The following is a 15,578-nucleotide window of genomic DNA, read 5'->3' on the forward strand; positions in this document are numbered from 1 at the left end:
GGATACCTGTTCCTGCTGGCGGGCGGGGCCAGGGAGGGGAGGAGGCGGGGAGGTGGGGAAGTGGACCTGACGGACCCGTGGGTCAGTCCGTGAACGCGAGGCCGTGGGCTATCCCGTTGCGCTGGATCTCCGAGGTGCCGGTGAGGATGCGGAACATGCGGATCTTGCGGAAGAGGAACTCGATCTCGTTGCCTCGGGTGAGGCCCTCCTTGCCGTGGATCTGGACGGCCTCGTCGAGAATGCGGAAGGCGGACTCGGCGACGAACAGTTTGCACATGAACGCCTCGGTGCGGACGTCGTCGCCGCGGTCCAGGGCGGCGAGCGCGGTGTAGGTCATGGAACGGGCGGCGTAGAGCTCGGTGGCCATATCGGCGACCTTGTGCTGGATGGACTGCAGCGTGAGCAGGGGCTGTCCGCCCGCGACCTTGCGGGTACGGGTGCGGTCGAGTGTGAGGGCGAGGGCACGGCGGGTGGCGCCGATGACCGTAGGGCAGTGCAGGAGCCGGTTGGTGGTCACACGGCCGAGCGCGATACGCATACCGCCGCCCTCTTCGCCCAGCAGGTTCCTGGCGGGGACGAAGCAGTCGTCCAGGACGATGTCGCTCTCGATGTGCTCGCCCGACATGGGGGTGGCCCCGTCGGCCACCCGGCAGCCGGGGCTGTCGAGATCGACGAGGAAGGCGGAGAAGGCGGGCTTCTCGCCCTCTCCCTCGCCGGTGCCCGCCATCCGTGCGACGACGATGGCGAAGTCCGCGAACGGACCGGCGGAGCTGAACACCTTGTGGCCGGTGAGACGGTAACCGTCGCCGTCACGGACGGCGGTGGTACGCATCGAGCGCACATCGGATCCGGCATCGGTCTCGGTGAGGGAGAAGCAGCAGGCGCGTTCGCCGCGTACGAGAGGGAGCAGATACGTGTCCAGCTGGTGGGGGGTGGCGTGCCGCAGGATGTCGCCCGCGCGCAGCGGGCCGCCCATGTCGCCCAGCACGCTGTGGCCCAGGACGCGTCCGGCGGCGCCGACTTCCTCCTTGAGGGCGGCCAGCGCCGTGTAGGTGAGGTTCTGGCCGCCGTACTGCTCGGGCAGGTGGATGCCGTAGAAGCCCAGTTCGCGGCTGCGCTCCCAGACGGGCTCCAGATCGGCCCGGGTGAGCCGGGACTCGTGGGTGATGCCGCGTTCCCTTTCGTAGTCGGCCAGTTCGCCGTCGAGATAGCTGCGGAGCCGGTCGACCAGGGATGCGGTCCTGGGGTCGGTGTGGACGGGGCGCAAGGAGAAGGTCATCGGGCGTCCTGGGGGTGTGGAGGATGGCGGGACTGAACGGGTTGCGGGGCTGGGCGGGTGGCCGCCGGCCCGCGGAGGGACGGGACGGGGTGCGCGGCTCAGTTCACGCGGCGCGCGGCGTCGGCCCAGAACGGTTCACGTACGGCCTTGCGGTCGAGCTTCCCGTTGCGGTTGTGCGGCAGTTCGTCCACGAAGTCGACGCTCCGGGGCTTCTTGAAGCGGTCGAGGCGGGCGACGCAGAAGGCGGCGAGCCCGTCGGCCGTCAGGGTGTGACCCGGGCGCGGCACGATGACGGCCTTGACCGCCTCCCCCCACTTCTCGTCCGGGACTCCGACGACGCAGACCTCCTGGACGCCGGGGTGCTCGTAGAGGGCGGCCTCGACCTCGGTGCAGTAGATGTTGAACCCACCGGAGATGATCATGTCCTTCTTGCGGTCGACGAGGAACACATAGCCGTCCTCGCGCATCCAGGCCAGATCCCCGGTGTACACCCAGCCGTCGCGGAACGTCTCGGCGCTCAGCCGGGGCTCCTGCCAGTACTCGCGTACGCAGTCGGGGCCCCGGACGATGAGTTCGCCGACCTCGCGGGACGGCACCGGGCGCCCGCTCCCGTCGACGACACGGAGTTCGGTGTCGTACACCGCACGACCGCAGGACTGCAGCAGTTCCGGGTCGTCGCTGACGGCGTGGGCGATCTCCTGGCTGCTCAGGGCCGCCACCACGCTGGTGGTCTCGCCGAGCCCGTACCCCTGGGCCACCACCGGGCCGAAGAACTCCACGGCGTCCCTGAGGCGTTGCGGTGAGATGGGGGCGCCGCCGACGCGCACACTGGTGAGACTGGACAGGTCCCGTCCGGCCGCGCCCGGGTGGGCGAGCACCATGTTCACCATGGCCGGCACCAGGAAGGTCGTGGTGATGCGCTCCTTCTCCACCGCGTCCAGGAACGCCCCGGGGCTCCAGGCGGGCAGCACATGGGTGGTGGCCCCGGCGAAGACATTGGCCAGCAGGGTCATACCGGTGGCGTGGGTGATCGGGCCGCAGGCGAGATAGCGCGAGCCGGGCTCCGGCCTGGACTCCTGGCTCATCAGCAGCTTGCGCATGTTCGCCAGCCGGTTGCCGAAGGTCTGCACCGCCGCCTTGAGTGCGCCGGTGGAGCCGGAGGTGAAGTTCAGGACGCAGGGGGCGTCCTCGCCGACATCGACGGGGAGGGCGGGTGCGTCCGTAGCCCCGGCCGGTGGTGCCTCGTGGAGCAGTGTCTCGTACAGCAGTGCCTCGTGGCCGGGGGGTGCGTCGGCGGCGGGGCCCGGTGCGGTGTCGAGGAACACGGGGAGGCAACCGGTGCCGGCCGTCGCGATGGCGGCGAGCGCATCCTGCCGGTGGGCCTCGTCGCATACAAGTACGCGCACGGGCGCATAGCGCAGGATGTGCTCGATCTCGGTGCGCCCCAGCCGGGCGTTGACCGGCGCACGCACCAAACCCGCTTTGTACAGGGCGAATTCGATCTCCACCAGTTCGTCCCGGTTCCAGGCGAGGGAGGCGACCGCGTCGCCGGGCCGCAGTCCACGGGCGAGCAGGGCAGCGGCGAGGCGGTCGCTCCTGGTGTCCAGCTCCGTGTAGGTGAGGGAGCGCTCCCCGCAGACCAGTGCGGTCGCGTCGGGCCAGTACCGGGCGCTGCGGGTGAGGTAGGTGCCGAGGTTCATCAGCGGTCTCCTGTTGACGCTGTGACTGATTGAATACAACCAGAATGTTTCCAGACAGCTTGTTCAGTAACGTGTGGGCTGTCAAGAGCCCTCTAGACTGTGGGCGCAGCACGGCAAGGGGCATCGGGAGAAGGCGAAGGGGATCCGCATGGCCGAGGACAGGCGCACCAGGCGTACCCGCCGGGCTCTCGGCGGGGCACTGGTGGAGCTGGTGCTGGAGCGCGGCTTCGGCGCGCTCACCGTCGAGGACATCACCGAGCGGGCCGATGTCGCGCGCGCCACCTTCTACGCGCACTTCAAGGGCAAGGACGACCTGTTCGCGCGCGTGACCGCCGATCTGCTGGAGCAGCTCACGCAGCGCCTGGAGCCGGTGGTCTCCGAGAGCGCGGTCGGCTTCACCGGGAAGCCCCTGCTGGAGATGGTGCGTCACGTCAGCGAGGAGCGGGACGCGTACCGTGCGGTGCTGCGCGGGGAGGGGGACGGCAGGCCGCTGCAGATGTTCGTGGACTCCTGCGCCGAGGCCACCGCCAGGGAGTTCAAGGCCCGAGCCGAACGCAACAACGTCCAGCCCCGCATCGACGCCGACCTCCTGGCCCGGGTCTGGGTGGGGGAGCAGGTCGCCGTCCTGCGCTGGTGGGCCGAGCAGGACACCCCGCCCATGCCGGCCGAGGAAGTCGTACGCATGCTCCTGGACCTGGCCCTGCACGGCCGCTACTGGGCCAGCGGTTTCCCGGCCGCGCACGTGAACTGACCCTGCTCGTAAGGGAATCGCCCCCGGTCACTGAACGGCTGTTCCCAGGCGCGCGGCGTCCCGCGCCGGGTGGATGCAGCAGACGGCGACCAGCCCGCAGACGGTCATGACCACCGCCGCCAGGGCGAACGACTGGGCATAGCCCGCGTCCGGGGATGGCGCCATGTCCAGGATCCGGCCGGTCAGGGAGGGCGCCAGCAGACCCGGGAGCGTCCCCGTCGCCGCCACGATGCCGAACAACGCTGCCCGCTGAGGTGCGGGCGTCACCGCCGCGGCCGTCATGTAGTGGAGCGGGAAGGCGACCGAGTGCGCCCCGAACGCGACGGCGATCAGGGCCAGTCGGACCGATGACGCACCCGCGACCGGGATCAGCGCCATCGCCACGCCGGCGCACGCCACCGCCAGCCCCTGGGGCGCCCCGCTCGTCCAGCGCAGCGACACCCCCCGCCGGGTCAGCCGGTCGACGACGGGGGACAGTGCGAGCAGCAGCAGGAAACTGAGAGCGGATACGGCGCTGAGCACGGAGGCCGAAGCCCCGGGGCTCAGCGACAGCTCGGTCCTGAGGTACGAGGGCAGCCATGCCTGGCTCAGCGCCATCGCCCACGAGGCCCCGAACGCGCTCGCCACGCTCCCGGCCACCGTGCCGCACAGCAGGAGCCGTCGGTAAGGGACTCGGGGCTGTTGTCCGGAGGCCCCCGAACGCGACCGCGCCGCCGGGCGGTCGTACGGCCCGTCGCGCCCGACGCACCACCACACCCCGCTCCACAGCAGGCTCACCACCGCCAGCGCGGCGAACGCGGACCGCCACCCGAAGTCGGTGATCAGCCAGGTCACCACGGGCGCCGCTATCAGGGTGCCCAGCGCGGCGCCGCTGATCTGCAGGGCCGAGGGCAGACCGCGGCGCCCGACCGGGAACCACGTGTAGAGGACGTGCATCGACATGGGCGTGGCCGGTCCCTCGGCGGCGCCGAGCAGCACCCGTCCGGCGATCAGGGCCGGTACGGCCGTCACGATCAGGACCGGCAGTTGGGCCGCCGCCCACAGCAGGCACATCACGAACAGCAGGACCCGGCTGGAGATCCGGGAGGCTAGGACGCCGACCACGACCCCGGAGAGGCTGAACAGGAGCGAGTAGGAGCTGGAGATCAGCCCGTAGGTGCTGTGGCTGATGTCCAGCTCTTCCATGATCGGGCCGGCCGCCAGGCCGAGGACCGACTTGTCCGCGAAGTTGACGATCATGTACGTCACGATCAGCGCGGTGATGAGCCAGGCGCGACGCCGGTCGAACACCGGCTCCGGGTCGTCGGGGACATCGGGAGCCAGCTGCGGTGACGACTGCGGTGACGGCCGGGGGGACATGGACTCAACTCCTGCGGTTCAGGAAGAACAGGCGGAGGGCTCTGCAGCGGGGGAGCCGGGATCCCCGGGGGAGCCGGGAGCGCCGGTCGCGCCCGTGGGGGCGGGCGTGGCATGCAGGGCAACTGAACAACTCGTCTATTAGCGATTGAACTGTCCGGCAAAGTAGCTGGCTGACCGGTTCTGGTCAATGGCTCCGCCGTGAGGAGCCCCGGATGTGCACATCGCCACTGTCGGATCGATGTCAGATCGCTGTCCGATCGAGTTCGTAGCGGGTGGGTCTGGCGTACGATTCTGAACGGGTTGTATGTTTAAGGTCGAACAGTTCGCCAATATCGAGGGGTCCAGATGACCGACACACCACTCATGAACCTGCACTGGTCCCGCGGCTACACCGACCCGGCCTGGGTGCGCCGGTACACCACATCGGAACGCGAGTTGCTGCCGAGCCGACGCGTCTGGCGTGGGCCGGACGCAGCCCGCAGCCTCCCGGTGGATACGGCAGGTACGGCAGGTCTCGACGAGTTCACCGTCACAACCCCCGACGGCGCCGCCATGACGCTCGCGCAGCTCTTCGAGGCCGCCCAGACCGATGCCTTCCTGGTCATGCACCGGGGGACTCTCGTCCATGAGACCTATCCGCACGGTCTGCGGCCCCACGAACCCCACTTCAACGCCTCGGCGGCGAAGTCGTATCTGGGCCTGGTGGCGGCCGTGCTGGCCCATCAGGGGGTACTGGACCGCGCGGCACCGGCCACCACCTATGTCCCCGAATTCGCCGGTACGGCCTTCGGCGACAGCACGGTCGACCATCTGCTGCACATGGGCACGCAGGTCTCCTACGGCGGGCGCCCCTTCGACAAACCGATCGAGGCCCAGCGCTACTTCGCCGTCATCGCCCCGCCCTTGCGCCCCTACGGCTACAGCGGCCCGGCCAGCATCCGTGAGCATCTGGCCACCGCGCGCGCCACCGCTGCCCCGGGCACCGAGTTCCGCTATGAGAACGGCAATGTCGAAGCCCTCGCCGAGATCCTCCGCCGGGTCACCGGGGTCACCACATCGGCTCTGCTCAGCGACATGATCTGGTCCCGCCTCGGCGCCGACGAGGACGCCTACTACGTGCTCGACGGCGAAGGCACCGAAGCGGCCTGCGGCGGCTTCAGCGCCACGGCCCGCGATGTGGCCCGGCTGGGAGAGATGGTTCGCTGCGGAGGCGCCACGGGTGGGCGGCAGGTCGTCCCCGAAGCCGTGGCCGCCACGATCGCGGACGCCCCCGACGGCTACGCCAGGCACGTCCGTTTCCCCGCCGCGCCGCCGAGCGCTCCCGCCAACCTCTCGTACCACGACCTGTGGTGGATCCTGAACGACGGCGACGGTTCGTTCATGGCCAGCGGCATCCACGGCCAGCGACTCTTCGTCTCACCGCGGCTGGAGACCGTCATCGTCCACTACGGCTCCCAGGTCATGTCCCCGGCCGTGCCCGCCGCCCCGCTCGTCCCGGCCTTCCTGCAGCTCGCCGCCCATCTGCAGCGCACCCGTTGACCCAGGGGGAAGGGCCCCGGCTCAGGACACGTGCGGTCCCCCGAGGTACTTCCCGTGGCTGTCGTACGGCCAGGCGTTGGCCCGGCAGCCGTGCAGCCCGTCGATCTGCTGCATCATCGCCGGGGCGGGGAGGCCGGGCCCCGGGCAGGTCTCATGGCCGTGGCCGATGCGGTGGCCGACCTCGTGGTTGATGATCAGGGCCCGGTAGTCGTGCAGGGACCCGGGGAACTGGGGCGAGCCCTTCTTCCAGCGCTTGAGGTTCACGATGACCTGGTCGCCGACGTCGCAGTTCACCTCGCCGTGGGTGTGCAGCCCGGCCGCACCGCAGATCCGGTCCACCGTGTCCGGCGTCGCTATCTTCACCTCGAAGTCGTACGGCCCCGATGACACCAGCTGGAACCCGTCGTGGCCGTCGGCCGTCCAGCCGCGCGGATCGCCGAGGATGCCGTCGATCTCCCCGGCCGCGCTCTTCGCGGAGACACCCGAGCCGCCCTCCACCTCCACCTTGTACCGCCGGATGTCGCCCTTGCCGACCGCGCCACCGGAGGCCGCAGCGGTGGTGAACACCCCGGTCCCGCTCTGCGGAACGGGGTGCGACGTGGACGCGGTGGGAGTGAGGGACGGCTTGGGCGGAGCAGCCGGTTTCGACGGAGTCCGCTGCGCCGAAGGCGTGTCCTCCGGCAGCGGTGAGGCGTCGTACTTCCTGGCCCCGTCACCCGGCTCGGTGGCCGACCGCGCCGGGCCACCACTCCCGTACACCACCACCAGGGTCAGCGTGGTCACGCCGCCCAGCGCCAGCAGGCCGAACCACTTCCCCTTGTGGGTGGGGGGCCGGTGGGCGCGGTGGGTGGACGGGCTGTCCGCGCTCGCGGACGGGCCGGTCCCTGAGGGACGTCGGGGGGATGGCTTCTTGGCGTGGCGCATGGTGCGGCGAGGGGTTCCCTTGTCGGTGGCCGGGGAGCCGGGGCTGATGACAGTGCCCCGGAGGAGCGAGGTGGTCCCAGGCTGGGAAACCCACATGATGGGATGTTGCGCAAGGGGTAACAGAGGCGTAACAAAAGTTAGATTGTCGTACGATCGTGTGCCTGGTGCTCTGCGGGCAGTACCGGCGCGGCGGTTGAGACCATTCCGTCACAGCTGCCGCCCACAGCCCCACCACCCACCCCGGCAGCGAAGTCGGCGCACCATACTGGGGACATGTCCCGCGTGCTGCTCATCGAAGACGACGACTCTGTCCGCAGAGCCGTCGACCTGGGGTTGAGGCGTCAGGGCCACGAGGTCCGCACCGCGGTGACCGGCGAGGAAGGGCTGCGCCGGATGGTTTCCTTCCGGCCCGAAGTCCTGGTGCTCGACCTGATGCTGCCGGGGATGGCGGGCCTCGACGTGTGCCGCCGGGTGCGGGAGAGCGAGCAGCTGCCGATCATCATCGTGACCGCCAAGGGTGACGATGTGGATGTGGTGGTGGGCCTTGAGGCGGGCGCGGACGACTATGTGGTCAAACCGGTACGGGCCCGGGTCCTCGACGCACGCATACGCGCGGTGCTGCGCCGCGCCGACGCCCCCGTACCGGCGGGCGACAGGCCGCCCGTCGAGTCGCACGGTTCGCTGGCCATAGACCGGGCCGGGCTGGTCGTCACCCGGCACGGCACTCCGGTCGTCCTCGCCCCCTCCGAACTGCGCCTGCTGCTCACCCTCTCCGGCTCACCCGGCCAGGTGTTCAGCCGGCAGCAACTCCTCGAAGCGGTCTGGGAGCACAGCTACCACGGCGACATCCGCCTGGTCGACGCCTGCGTCAAACGGCTCCGCTCCAAGCTGGGCGAGTCGCGCACAGGGCCCCAGTGGATCGAGACGGTGCGCGGCTTCGGCTACCGCTTCCGTTCGGCGTCGGAGAGGAACGACGACCGGTGATACCACTGGCCGCCGCCCGGCGGCCCCTGAGCGGCCTCCGGGTCCGGCTGGTGCTCTCCTTCGTCCTGGTCGCCACCGTGAGCGCCCTGGGCACCGGCGCCCTGACCTTCCGGGAGGCGCGCACCGGTGTTCTCCAGCAGAGCCAGGACTCCGTGGTCAACCAGTTCCGGCAGAGCGTCGACACCCTGGCCCCCGCGCTGTCCCCGACCCCGGACCAGGGCGATCTCGACGCCCTGGTGACACGGCTCGCGAAGGACCACCGGATGGACGGATGGCAGGTCCTGGCCACCTACCGCGGGCTCACCGCGGCCTCCGCCCCGTCGTCCGGTTACGGTGAACTGACCGCGTCGCTGCGGAAGTCCGTCACCACCCGTGCGGTGGCCGTCTTCCAGCGGGTACGGGTGAACGGGCAGTCGGTACTCGTCGTCGGGCTCCCGGTCACCTACGCCGACAGCGCCTACAGCTACCGCACGCTCTCCGGACTCTCCCTCTATCTCGTGGTGCCGCAGCGCATCGAACAGACCTATGTCAACGCGCTGGTCACCGCGGTCGAGCACGCCACGGTGCCCGCCCTGGTGCTCGCCGTCCTGCTGGCGCTGCTCCTCGCACGGGGTGTACTGCGGCCGGTACGGGCGCTGCGTGGAGCGACCCGCCGGATGGCCACGGGACGCCTGGACACCCGCCTCACCGTCCAGGGATCCGACGAACTCGCCGACCTCTCAAGGGCGTTCAACGACACCGCTGCCGCGCTGGAGGAATCCGTCGCGGAACTGCGCCGGATGGAGGACCGGGCCCGCCGTTTCGCCGCCGACGTCTCGCACGAACTGCGCACCCCGCTGGCCGCGATGACCGCCGTCACCGATGTGCTCGCCGACGAGGCCCCGCACCTGGAGGGCGACACCGGGGACGCCGTGCGGCTCATCACCGAGGAGACCGTACGGCTGACCCGGCTGGTGGACGATCTGATGGAGATCTCCCGCTTCGACGCCGGAGCGGCGGAACTCCATCCCGACGACATCGACCTCGCGGAGTCCCTGCGGCAGACCCTCGCGGCGCGTGGCTGGCTCGGGGAAGTGGACACGGACCTGACGAGCGGCGTGCGGGCGCGGGTCGATCCGCGCCGTCTCGATGTGGTGGTGGCCAATCTGGTCGGCAACGCGCTGCGGCACGGCCGCCGTCCGGTGACGCTCACGCTGCGCCCGGTGGAGGGAGGGACGGCGGCGGTACAGGACGCGGACCGTGCCGGATGGCTGGAGAACGCCGCGCTGCCGGGGCGTATCAAACGGGTCAGAAGCACCGGACGGCAGGACCGGCCCGTCGGCCAGGCCCGGACGGACGGTACGGAAGGGGAAGTTGGCACAGTCGGAGCGGGCAGGGCGGACGGAGCGGACGAGCAGTACGCGTTCGGACCCGGAAGGTGGGTGGTGATCGAGGTGGCCGACCACGGCCCCGGGATCGACCGGACGGCGCTGCCCCATGTCTTCGACCGTTTCTACAAGGCCAGTTCGGCGCGGGCCCGCAGCGAGAGCAGCGGCCTGGGGCTCGCCATCACGGCGGAGAACGTCCATCTGCACGGCGGACGGGTGCGTGCGGCCAACCGTCCGGGCGGCGGCGCGGTCCTCACCGTCGTCCTTCCGGTGGGGCCCGCTCCGGCCCCGGCTGTGGATGCCGGGCAGGATGACGGAGGGGGACCCGCGTGAGTGACGCTATGGATGGCGGCCGGGGTGCCGTACGTGGGGGACGGCAGGCGCGAGATGGCGGCCGGGCTGCCGTACGTACGGAACCCCAGGCACGAGGTGGCGGCCGGGCGCCACTGCGGTGGAGTGCGGCGGCCGGACCGGTGCTGGTGGCGCTCGCGGTCGGCCTGACGGGGTGCGGGGTCCCTCCGTCGGAGGTGATCGAGGTGGGCAGGCCGGCGACCGGTATGTTGCCGGCGGCGGCGGTCTACTTCTTCGCCAGGGACCCGCAGGTGTCCCTGACCCCGGAGAACGGCTCCCCGGAGAGCTCGCCCCCGGGCAGGCCCGGCCGGACGGGCGCCGCAGTCCCGGGCGTCGCGGGAGCGGCACCGCCACCCGAGGCAACCGATACCGGGCATCTGGTCGCGGTGCCCCGCCCGCCGTCGTCCGGCACCGACCCGGTCTCCTACGCCGTACGGCAACTGGCCGACGGGCCGACGACTGGGGAGTCCGACGAGCTGACCACAGCCCTGCCCCCGGTGAAACACCCGTCCCGCATCACGGTCGAGAACGGCCGCAACGCCGACACGGTCGTCATCCGGTTCCCCGCCGGCACCGCCCGGCTCACCGACCCGGCCCTGCAACAACTGGCCTGCACGGCCGCACGGGCCCACCGCCTGACCCAGAGCCAGGGAGGCCAGTCCGCGACAACCGGCCCCGCCCTCCCGGCCCCGCCGACCGAGGCCGCGCCAACAGGACGGGGCCCGGTCGAGATCCGGGTGACCGACCGGCGGCGGGGCGGCGGCGGGAAGCCGGGCAAGGGCTGGGACACCGGGGTGACGGATGGCGCCTGCCCGTCGTAGGGAGGCCGCCGGGCAGTTGCCGCGTACGGTCGTGAAAAGTGACCCAGCGCCAGGCTCCGTATGATCGAGGCATGGTCCTCCCCGTCATCCGCCGCAGGGCAGCCTGGGGCCTGGCCCTTCTCGTGGTGACCGCTTTCTGTCTCTACGCCCTGTTCCCCGTGCAGACCCAGTGCTCTCTCTCCTCCGAGCCATACGGATCGAGCTACAGCCCGCGGAGTGCAGGGCACTCCTCGGGGCCCGGAGGATGCGGCGAGGAACGCATGCGCTTTCTGACCTGGCTGGGATGACGAACAGTACGGGCCCGGTACACCGCTCCGCCCCCGGCCAACGCCGCCCAGGCCGACATCACACGACAGATGTGAGACGGCCACCGCCCCCCTGATGCCCAGGAAAACACCAGGTCAAGCCGGAAATCGCGGAGAGTGCAGGGGAGTTGCCCAGGGCCCCGGCTGCCAATTCGTAACACGCAGCGGTGTTCTCTTCTCGTTCACTTTGTTGGTATTCCTGGGGCCGACACCGCGTCCAGCCGGGGGTGCAGTGTCGGTCACCGGAAGGACAACGCTGTCTTGACGACCGACTTGATGCAGGACGGCAGAGCCGCTCCGCCAGGTCCGGCGACTGCCGGGGAGGCAGGGCACCGGATCCGCGCGCGGCGTCGGCGGCGCGAGTATCTGCTGTTCGCCGCCTTCGCCGCCCCGAACTTCTTCTTCCTGCTGGTCTTCGCCTACTGGCCGGTGATCTACAACGCCTATCTGAGCCTCACCGACTGGGACATGGTTTCCTCGTCGTGGCACATGATCGGCCTGGACAACTACGCGTCGCTCTTCGCCGACCCCGACTTCCGCGCCAGTCTGTGGACGACCGTGCTGTTCGTCGTCGGAATCGTCGTCGGCGGACTGGTACTCGGCCTGGCCACCGCCCTGTTGCTCAATCAGCGGCTGCGCGGGCGGGACATCGTACGGACGCTGGCCTTCGCCCCGTACGTGCTCTCCGGAGCCGCCGTCGGCACCCTGTGGCTGTTCGTCTTCGATCCCAACTACGGGCTGATACGCCCCTTGCTCGCCCCCCTCGGCATGACAGCGCCGTCGATGATGACCGACTCCAAGTGGGCGCTGCCCGGCCTCGTCCTGGTCTACCTCTGGAAGAACACCGGCTTCGTCGCCGTGGTCTACCTCGCCGGTCTGCAGGGCCTGCCCAGGGACGTGTTCGAGGCGGCGGCCCTGGACGGCGCGGGAGCGTGGACGCGGCTGCGCCGTATCATCCTGCCGCTGCTCTCGCCCGTCACCTTCTTCCTGTTGGTGACCTGCACCATCAGCACCTTCCAGGCGTTCGATGTGATCGCGGTGATGACCGGCGGCGGGCCCGGCACCTCCACTTCGATCCTCAGCTGGTTCATCTACGACCAGGGCTTCCGTACCTTCGACGCGGGCCGGGCATCGGCCGCCGCGATGATCATGTTCGTGGTGCTGGTGCTGATCACTGGATTCCAGGCGCGCTTCCTCCAGCGAAAGGTGCACTACCAGTGACCGTCGCCGACTCCCTGCCGGACGCCTGCCCGGGCACCCACCCGGACGCCATGGGCAGCCGCTCAGGGCCCCGCCGCGCCCGCGCCCGTCGCTTCGGCCTGTACGCCTTGCTCGTCCTGGTCGCCTTTATCGCGGGCGGTCCGCTGTACTGGCTGATCTCATCGGCGCTGAAGACCAACCCGCAGATCTACAGCTACCCCCCGCACTGGATCCCGACGGACCTGCGCTGGTCCAACTTCTCCGACGCCTGGAGCGCCGCACCGTTCGGCCGGTTCTTCCTCAACTCACTGATCGTGTCCGTGACCGGCACCGTGATCGAGCTGGCCGCCGCGCTGCTGTGTGCGTACGCCTTCGTCTTCCTGCCGTTCCCCGGCAAGAAGGTCCTTTTCCTCTTCCTGCTGGGCGCGATGATGGTGCCCGGCCATGTCACCCTGCTGCCGAACTTCCTGACCATCGCTCAGCTCGGCTGGGTCAACTCCTATGCGGGGCTGATAGCGCCTGGCCTCGGCTCGGTCTTCGGCACCTTCCTGCTGCGCCAGCACATGCTGACGCTGCCTCAGGAAGTGACGGACGCGGCCAAGGTCGACGGGGCGGGGCATCTGCGCATCCTCTTCCGGGTGGTGCTGCCGATGTCGCGGCCCATGGTGATCACCGTCGCCCTGGTCGTCCTGGTCGGCAAGTGGAACGACTTCATCTGGCCGCTGATCGTCACCAGCAGTGCGGACATGCGGACCCTGCCGATCGGTCTGCTCTTCCTCAAGAACACCGAGACCTTCGCCAACTGGGGCGCGATCCTCGCCGGCGCCGTCATGGTGATCGTGCCGGTCCTCGTCGTGTTCTTCCTCGCCCAGCGCTACATCATCGCGGGACTGACCCAGGGAGCCGGAAAATGACGCGGATCTCGCCGCGGAAGCCCGCGGGCCCCGTGCCCGGCCGGCGCAGGGTGCTCGGGGCAGGCGCGGGGCTGGGGCTGGCCGCCGCGCTGAGCGCCTGTGGCCAGACCACGGGGACGGTCGCGCAGCCGGGCGGTTCGGTGCCCCACGCGTACCGGGGGCGCACCAGGGTGGTGCTCTGGTCGACGTTCGCCGATCCGGTGGGCCCGGCCCTGCAGAAGCTCGTCGACGCCTTCAACCGCGAGCAGCGGGACGTCTATGTGGAGGTGCAGTTCCAGGGCACCTACGACGAGTGCGCCCAGAAGGCGGTCATCAGCCTCCTCGGCGCCCAGGCCCCGGACCTGTGCGTGCTCTCCGACGTGAAGTGGTACAAGTTCTACTTCGGTGACGCCCTGGAGCCCTGGGACAGCTACTTCGCACGGGGTGAGCTGGAGCGTACCTACAACCCGAGGCTGCTCAGCGAGGGCGTCCGCAAGGGGCACACCTGGTGGCTGCCGCTGGCCCGCTCCACGCCGCTCTTCTACTACAACAAGACCCTCTTCAGGAAGGCGGGCGTACCGGTACGCCCCCCGGAGAGCTACGACGAGCTCTACGACTGGTCGCACCACATCACCCGGCAGAGCGTGGGCGGCAAGCGGGTGGCCCTGGAGGCGTACCAACCGGTCGACGGGGACTGGCAGTTCCAGTGCAGCGCCTGGCAGTGGGGCGGTGCGTACTCCAGGGGCCTGGACGTCACCGTCGACGAGGGTGGAGCGGTGGCGGCGGGCGAGTGGCAGCGCAAGCTGGTCTTCAAGGACAGGATCGCCTACATGGCGACCGAGCCCACCGCCGACATGGGCAACCAGCTGATCGCCACGCTGGTGACCTCCACCGGCGCTCTGAAGAAGATCAACGAGATGGCGAAGGCGGCCGGCTGGGAGCTGGGCACCGGCTTCCTGCCGAAGAAGGAGAAGTTCGCGGTCAACACAGGTGGTGGCGGCCTCGGCATCTTCAAGCGCGTGCCACGCGAACGCAAGGAGGCCGCTGCCCAGTTCGTACGCTTCCTGGCCCGCCCCGAGAACGCCGCGCAGTGGGCCGTCGAGACCGGCTACCTGCCGGTGGTGCCCGCGGCGGTCAAGGAGCCCACTCTCGCCCAATTGATGAAGGACGACCCGAACTTCGCCACGGCCGTCAGGCAGCTGGACCTCACGCGCCCCGGCGACCAGGTACGCATGATGATCCCGAACGCGAATGTGCGTATCTACACCGCCCTGCAGCGCATATGGTCGGCGAACACCCCCGCACAGCAGGCCTTCGCGGAGGTCGCCGACCAGCTGCGCAAGGGCGTCGACCGTTACGGACCCATGATTGAGGAGCACCTGTGAACCACCCCGTGAGGCGTCCCGTGGTGTACGCACACCGCGGAGCGCGGGCCGAGGAGCCGGAGAACACCCTGCGGTCCTTCCGGCGGGCTCTCGCTCTCGGCGCCGACGGCATCGAACTCGACATCCGCCTCACCTCCGACGGCCACCTCGTCGTCATCCACGACAAGTCCGTGGACCGTACGACCAACGGCACCGGCCTGGTCGCCGACTTCACACTGGCCGGTCTCCAGGCGCTGGATGCGGGGAAGGGGGAGCGTATACCCACCTTCGACGAGGCCATGGAGGTCTGCGGAGACGTCGTCCAGATCGAGATCAAGGCCCTGGAGGCGGTGGAGGCGCTCGCCGAGCGGGAGCGCCGCACCCCGCTGCCCGGGTCGGTGGTGCTGACCTCCTTCAGCAAGGCCGCCGTGGAAGAGGCCGCCCGGTGGCTGCCGCACGTCCCCCGGGGCCTGATCACCCACCACCCCGGTGACGAAATGATCAAGGAAGCCCTGGACCTCAAGGCCACCTGGGTGTGCCCGGAGCTGAAGCCCGAGCTCACCCGTGACCTCGTGGACCGCTGCCACGAGGGAGGCATCCAGGTGGACGCCTGGCCCACCGCGGAACGCGCCCAGCTGCTTCGCTGGGTCGCGATCGGCGCGGACGCCGTGACGACGGACTACCCGGGGCGGATCGGCGAGTGGCTGGCCACGTCGGGCAGTTGACGGTCTGCGGTTGACG

14 protein-coding genes are annotated in these 15,578 nt (G+C 70.1%); 10 read left to right on the forward strand and 4 right to left on the reverse strand.

Features of this window, described 5'->3' with window-relative positions; translation table 11 throughout:
• Positions 1-82: 82 nt before the first annotated feature.
• Together ACWGKJ_RS13110 and ACWGKJ_RS13115 are read right to left on the reverse strand one after the other, a co-directional pair.
• A complete protein-coding gene (locus ACWGKJ_RS13110) occupies positions 83-1,279 on the reverse strand; it encodes an acyl-CoA dehydrogenase family protein (RefSeq protein ID WP_385027255.1) in 1,197 nt (398 codons plus the stop codon).
• 98 nt (positions 1,280-1,377) lie between these two features.
• Positions 1,378-2,979, reverse strand: coding sequence for an AMP-binding protein (locus tag ACWGKJ_RS13115; RefSeq protein WP_385027252.1), 1,602 nt, complete (start codon positions 2,977-2,979; stop codon positions 1,378-1,380).
• 148 nt (positions 2,980-3,127) lie between these two features.
• Here ACWGKJ_RS13115 and ACWGKJ_RS13120 point away from each other — a divergent pair, with 148 nt between their 5' ends.
• Entirely contained in the window at positions 3,128-3,730 is a 603-nt protein-coding gene (locus ACWGKJ_RS13120) for a TetR/AcrR family transcriptional regulator (RefSeq protein ID WP_385027249.1), read from the forward strand.
• 27 nt (positions 3,731-3,757) lie between these two features.
• Here ACWGKJ_RS13120 and ACWGKJ_RS13125 read toward each other — a convergent pair whose 3' ends face one another.
• Positions 3,758-5,089, reverse strand: coding sequence for an MFS transporter (locus ACWGKJ_RS13125; protein ID WP_385027246.1), 1,332 nt, complete (start codon positions 5,087-5,089; stop codon positions 3,758-3,760).
• A 345-nt stretch (positions 5,090-5,434) separates the two neighbouring features.
• Here ACWGKJ_RS13125 and ACWGKJ_RS13130 point away from each other — a divergent pair, with 345 nt between their 5' ends.
• Positions 5,435-6,628, forward strand: a complete 1,194-nt coding sequence (locus ACWGKJ_RS13130) for a serine hydrolase domain-containing protein (protein ID WP_385027243.1) — start codon at positions 5,435-5,437, stop codon at positions 6,626-6,628.
• A gap of 21 nt (positions 6,629-6,649) precedes the next feature.
• Here ACWGKJ_RS13130 and ACWGKJ_RS13135 read toward each other — a convergent pair whose 3' ends face one another.
• Positions 6,650-7,552, reverse strand: coding sequence for a DUF3152 domain-containing protein (locus tag ACWGKJ_RS13135; RefSeq protein ID WP_385027328.1), 903 nt, complete (start codon positions 7,550-7,552; stop codon positions 6,650-6,652).
• A gap of 273 nt (positions 7,553-7,825) precedes the next feature.
• Between ACWGKJ_RS13135 and ACWGKJ_RS13140 the strand changes: the two genes are divergently transcribed.
• From ACWGKJ_RS13140 to ACWGKJ_RS13175, 8 genes are all read left to right on the forward strand, one after another.
• Positions 7,826-8,536 carry a response regulator gene (locus tag ACWGKJ_RS13140; RefSeq protein WP_385027240.1) on the forward strand — a complete coding sequence of 237 codons (711 nt, stop codon included), beginning with the start codon at positions 7,826-7,828 and terminating at the stop codon, positions 8,534-8,536.
• Positions 8,536-10,236: a sensor histidine kinase gene (locus ACWGKJ_RS13145; RefSeq protein ID WP_385027325.1), complete on the forward strand. Its 1,701-nt coding sequence runs from the start codon at positions 8,536-8,538 to the stop codon at positions 10,234-10,236. The genes ACWGKJ_RS13140 and ACWGKJ_RS13145 overlap by 1 nt, the downstream gene beginning before the upstream one ends.
• Positions 10,237-10,404 (forward strand): hypothetical protein, encoded by a 168-nt coding sequence (locus ACWGKJ_RS13150; protein ID WP_385027237.1) that lies wholly within the window; start codon positions 10,237-10,239, stop codon positions 10,402-10,404.
• Between the two features lie 35 nt (positions 10,405-10,439).
• Positions 10,440-11,075 (forward strand): hypothetical protein, encoded by a 636-nt coding sequence (locus ACWGKJ_RS13155; protein WP_385027234.1) that lies wholly within the window; start codon positions 10,440-10,442, stop codon positions 11,073-11,075.
• Positions 11,076-11,641: 566 nt separating this feature from the next.
• The gene (locus ACWGKJ_RS13160) at positions 11,642-12,601 is read left to right on the forward strand and encodes a carbohydrate ABC transporter permease (RefSeq protein WP_385027231.1); all 960 of its coding nucleotides are present in this window, start codon (positions 11,642-11,644) and stop codon (positions 12,599-12,601) included.
• On the forward strand, positions 12,598-13,494 hold the full coding sequence (locus tag ACWGKJ_RS13165; RefSeq protein ID WP_385027228.1) for a carbohydrate ABC transporter permease: 897 nt from the start codon (positions 12,598-12,600) through the stop codon (positions 13,492-13,494). Before ACWGKJ_RS13160 ends, ACWGKJ_RS13165 begins: the two co-directional genes overlap by 4 nt.
• On the forward strand, positions 13,491-14,858 hold the full coding sequence (locus ACWGKJ_RS13170; RefSeq protein ID WP_385027225.1) for an ABC transporter substrate-binding protein: 1,368 nt from the start codon (positions 13,491-13,493) through the stop codon (positions 14,856-14,858). The genes ACWGKJ_RS13165 and ACWGKJ_RS13170 overlap by 4 nt, the downstream gene beginning before the upstream one ends.
• On the forward strand, positions 14,855-15,562 hold the full coding sequence (locus ACWGKJ_RS13175; protein ID WP_385027222.1) for a glycerophosphodiester phosphodiesterase: 708 nt from the start codon (positions 14,855-14,857) through the stop codon (positions 15,560-15,562). The genes ACWGKJ_RS13170 and ACWGKJ_RS13175 overlap by 4 nt, the downstream gene beginning before the upstream one ends.
• Positions 15,563-15,578 lie beyond the last annotated feature (16 nt).

It is taken from the genome of Streptomyces sp. NPDC054757 (genome assembly GCF_053612185.1).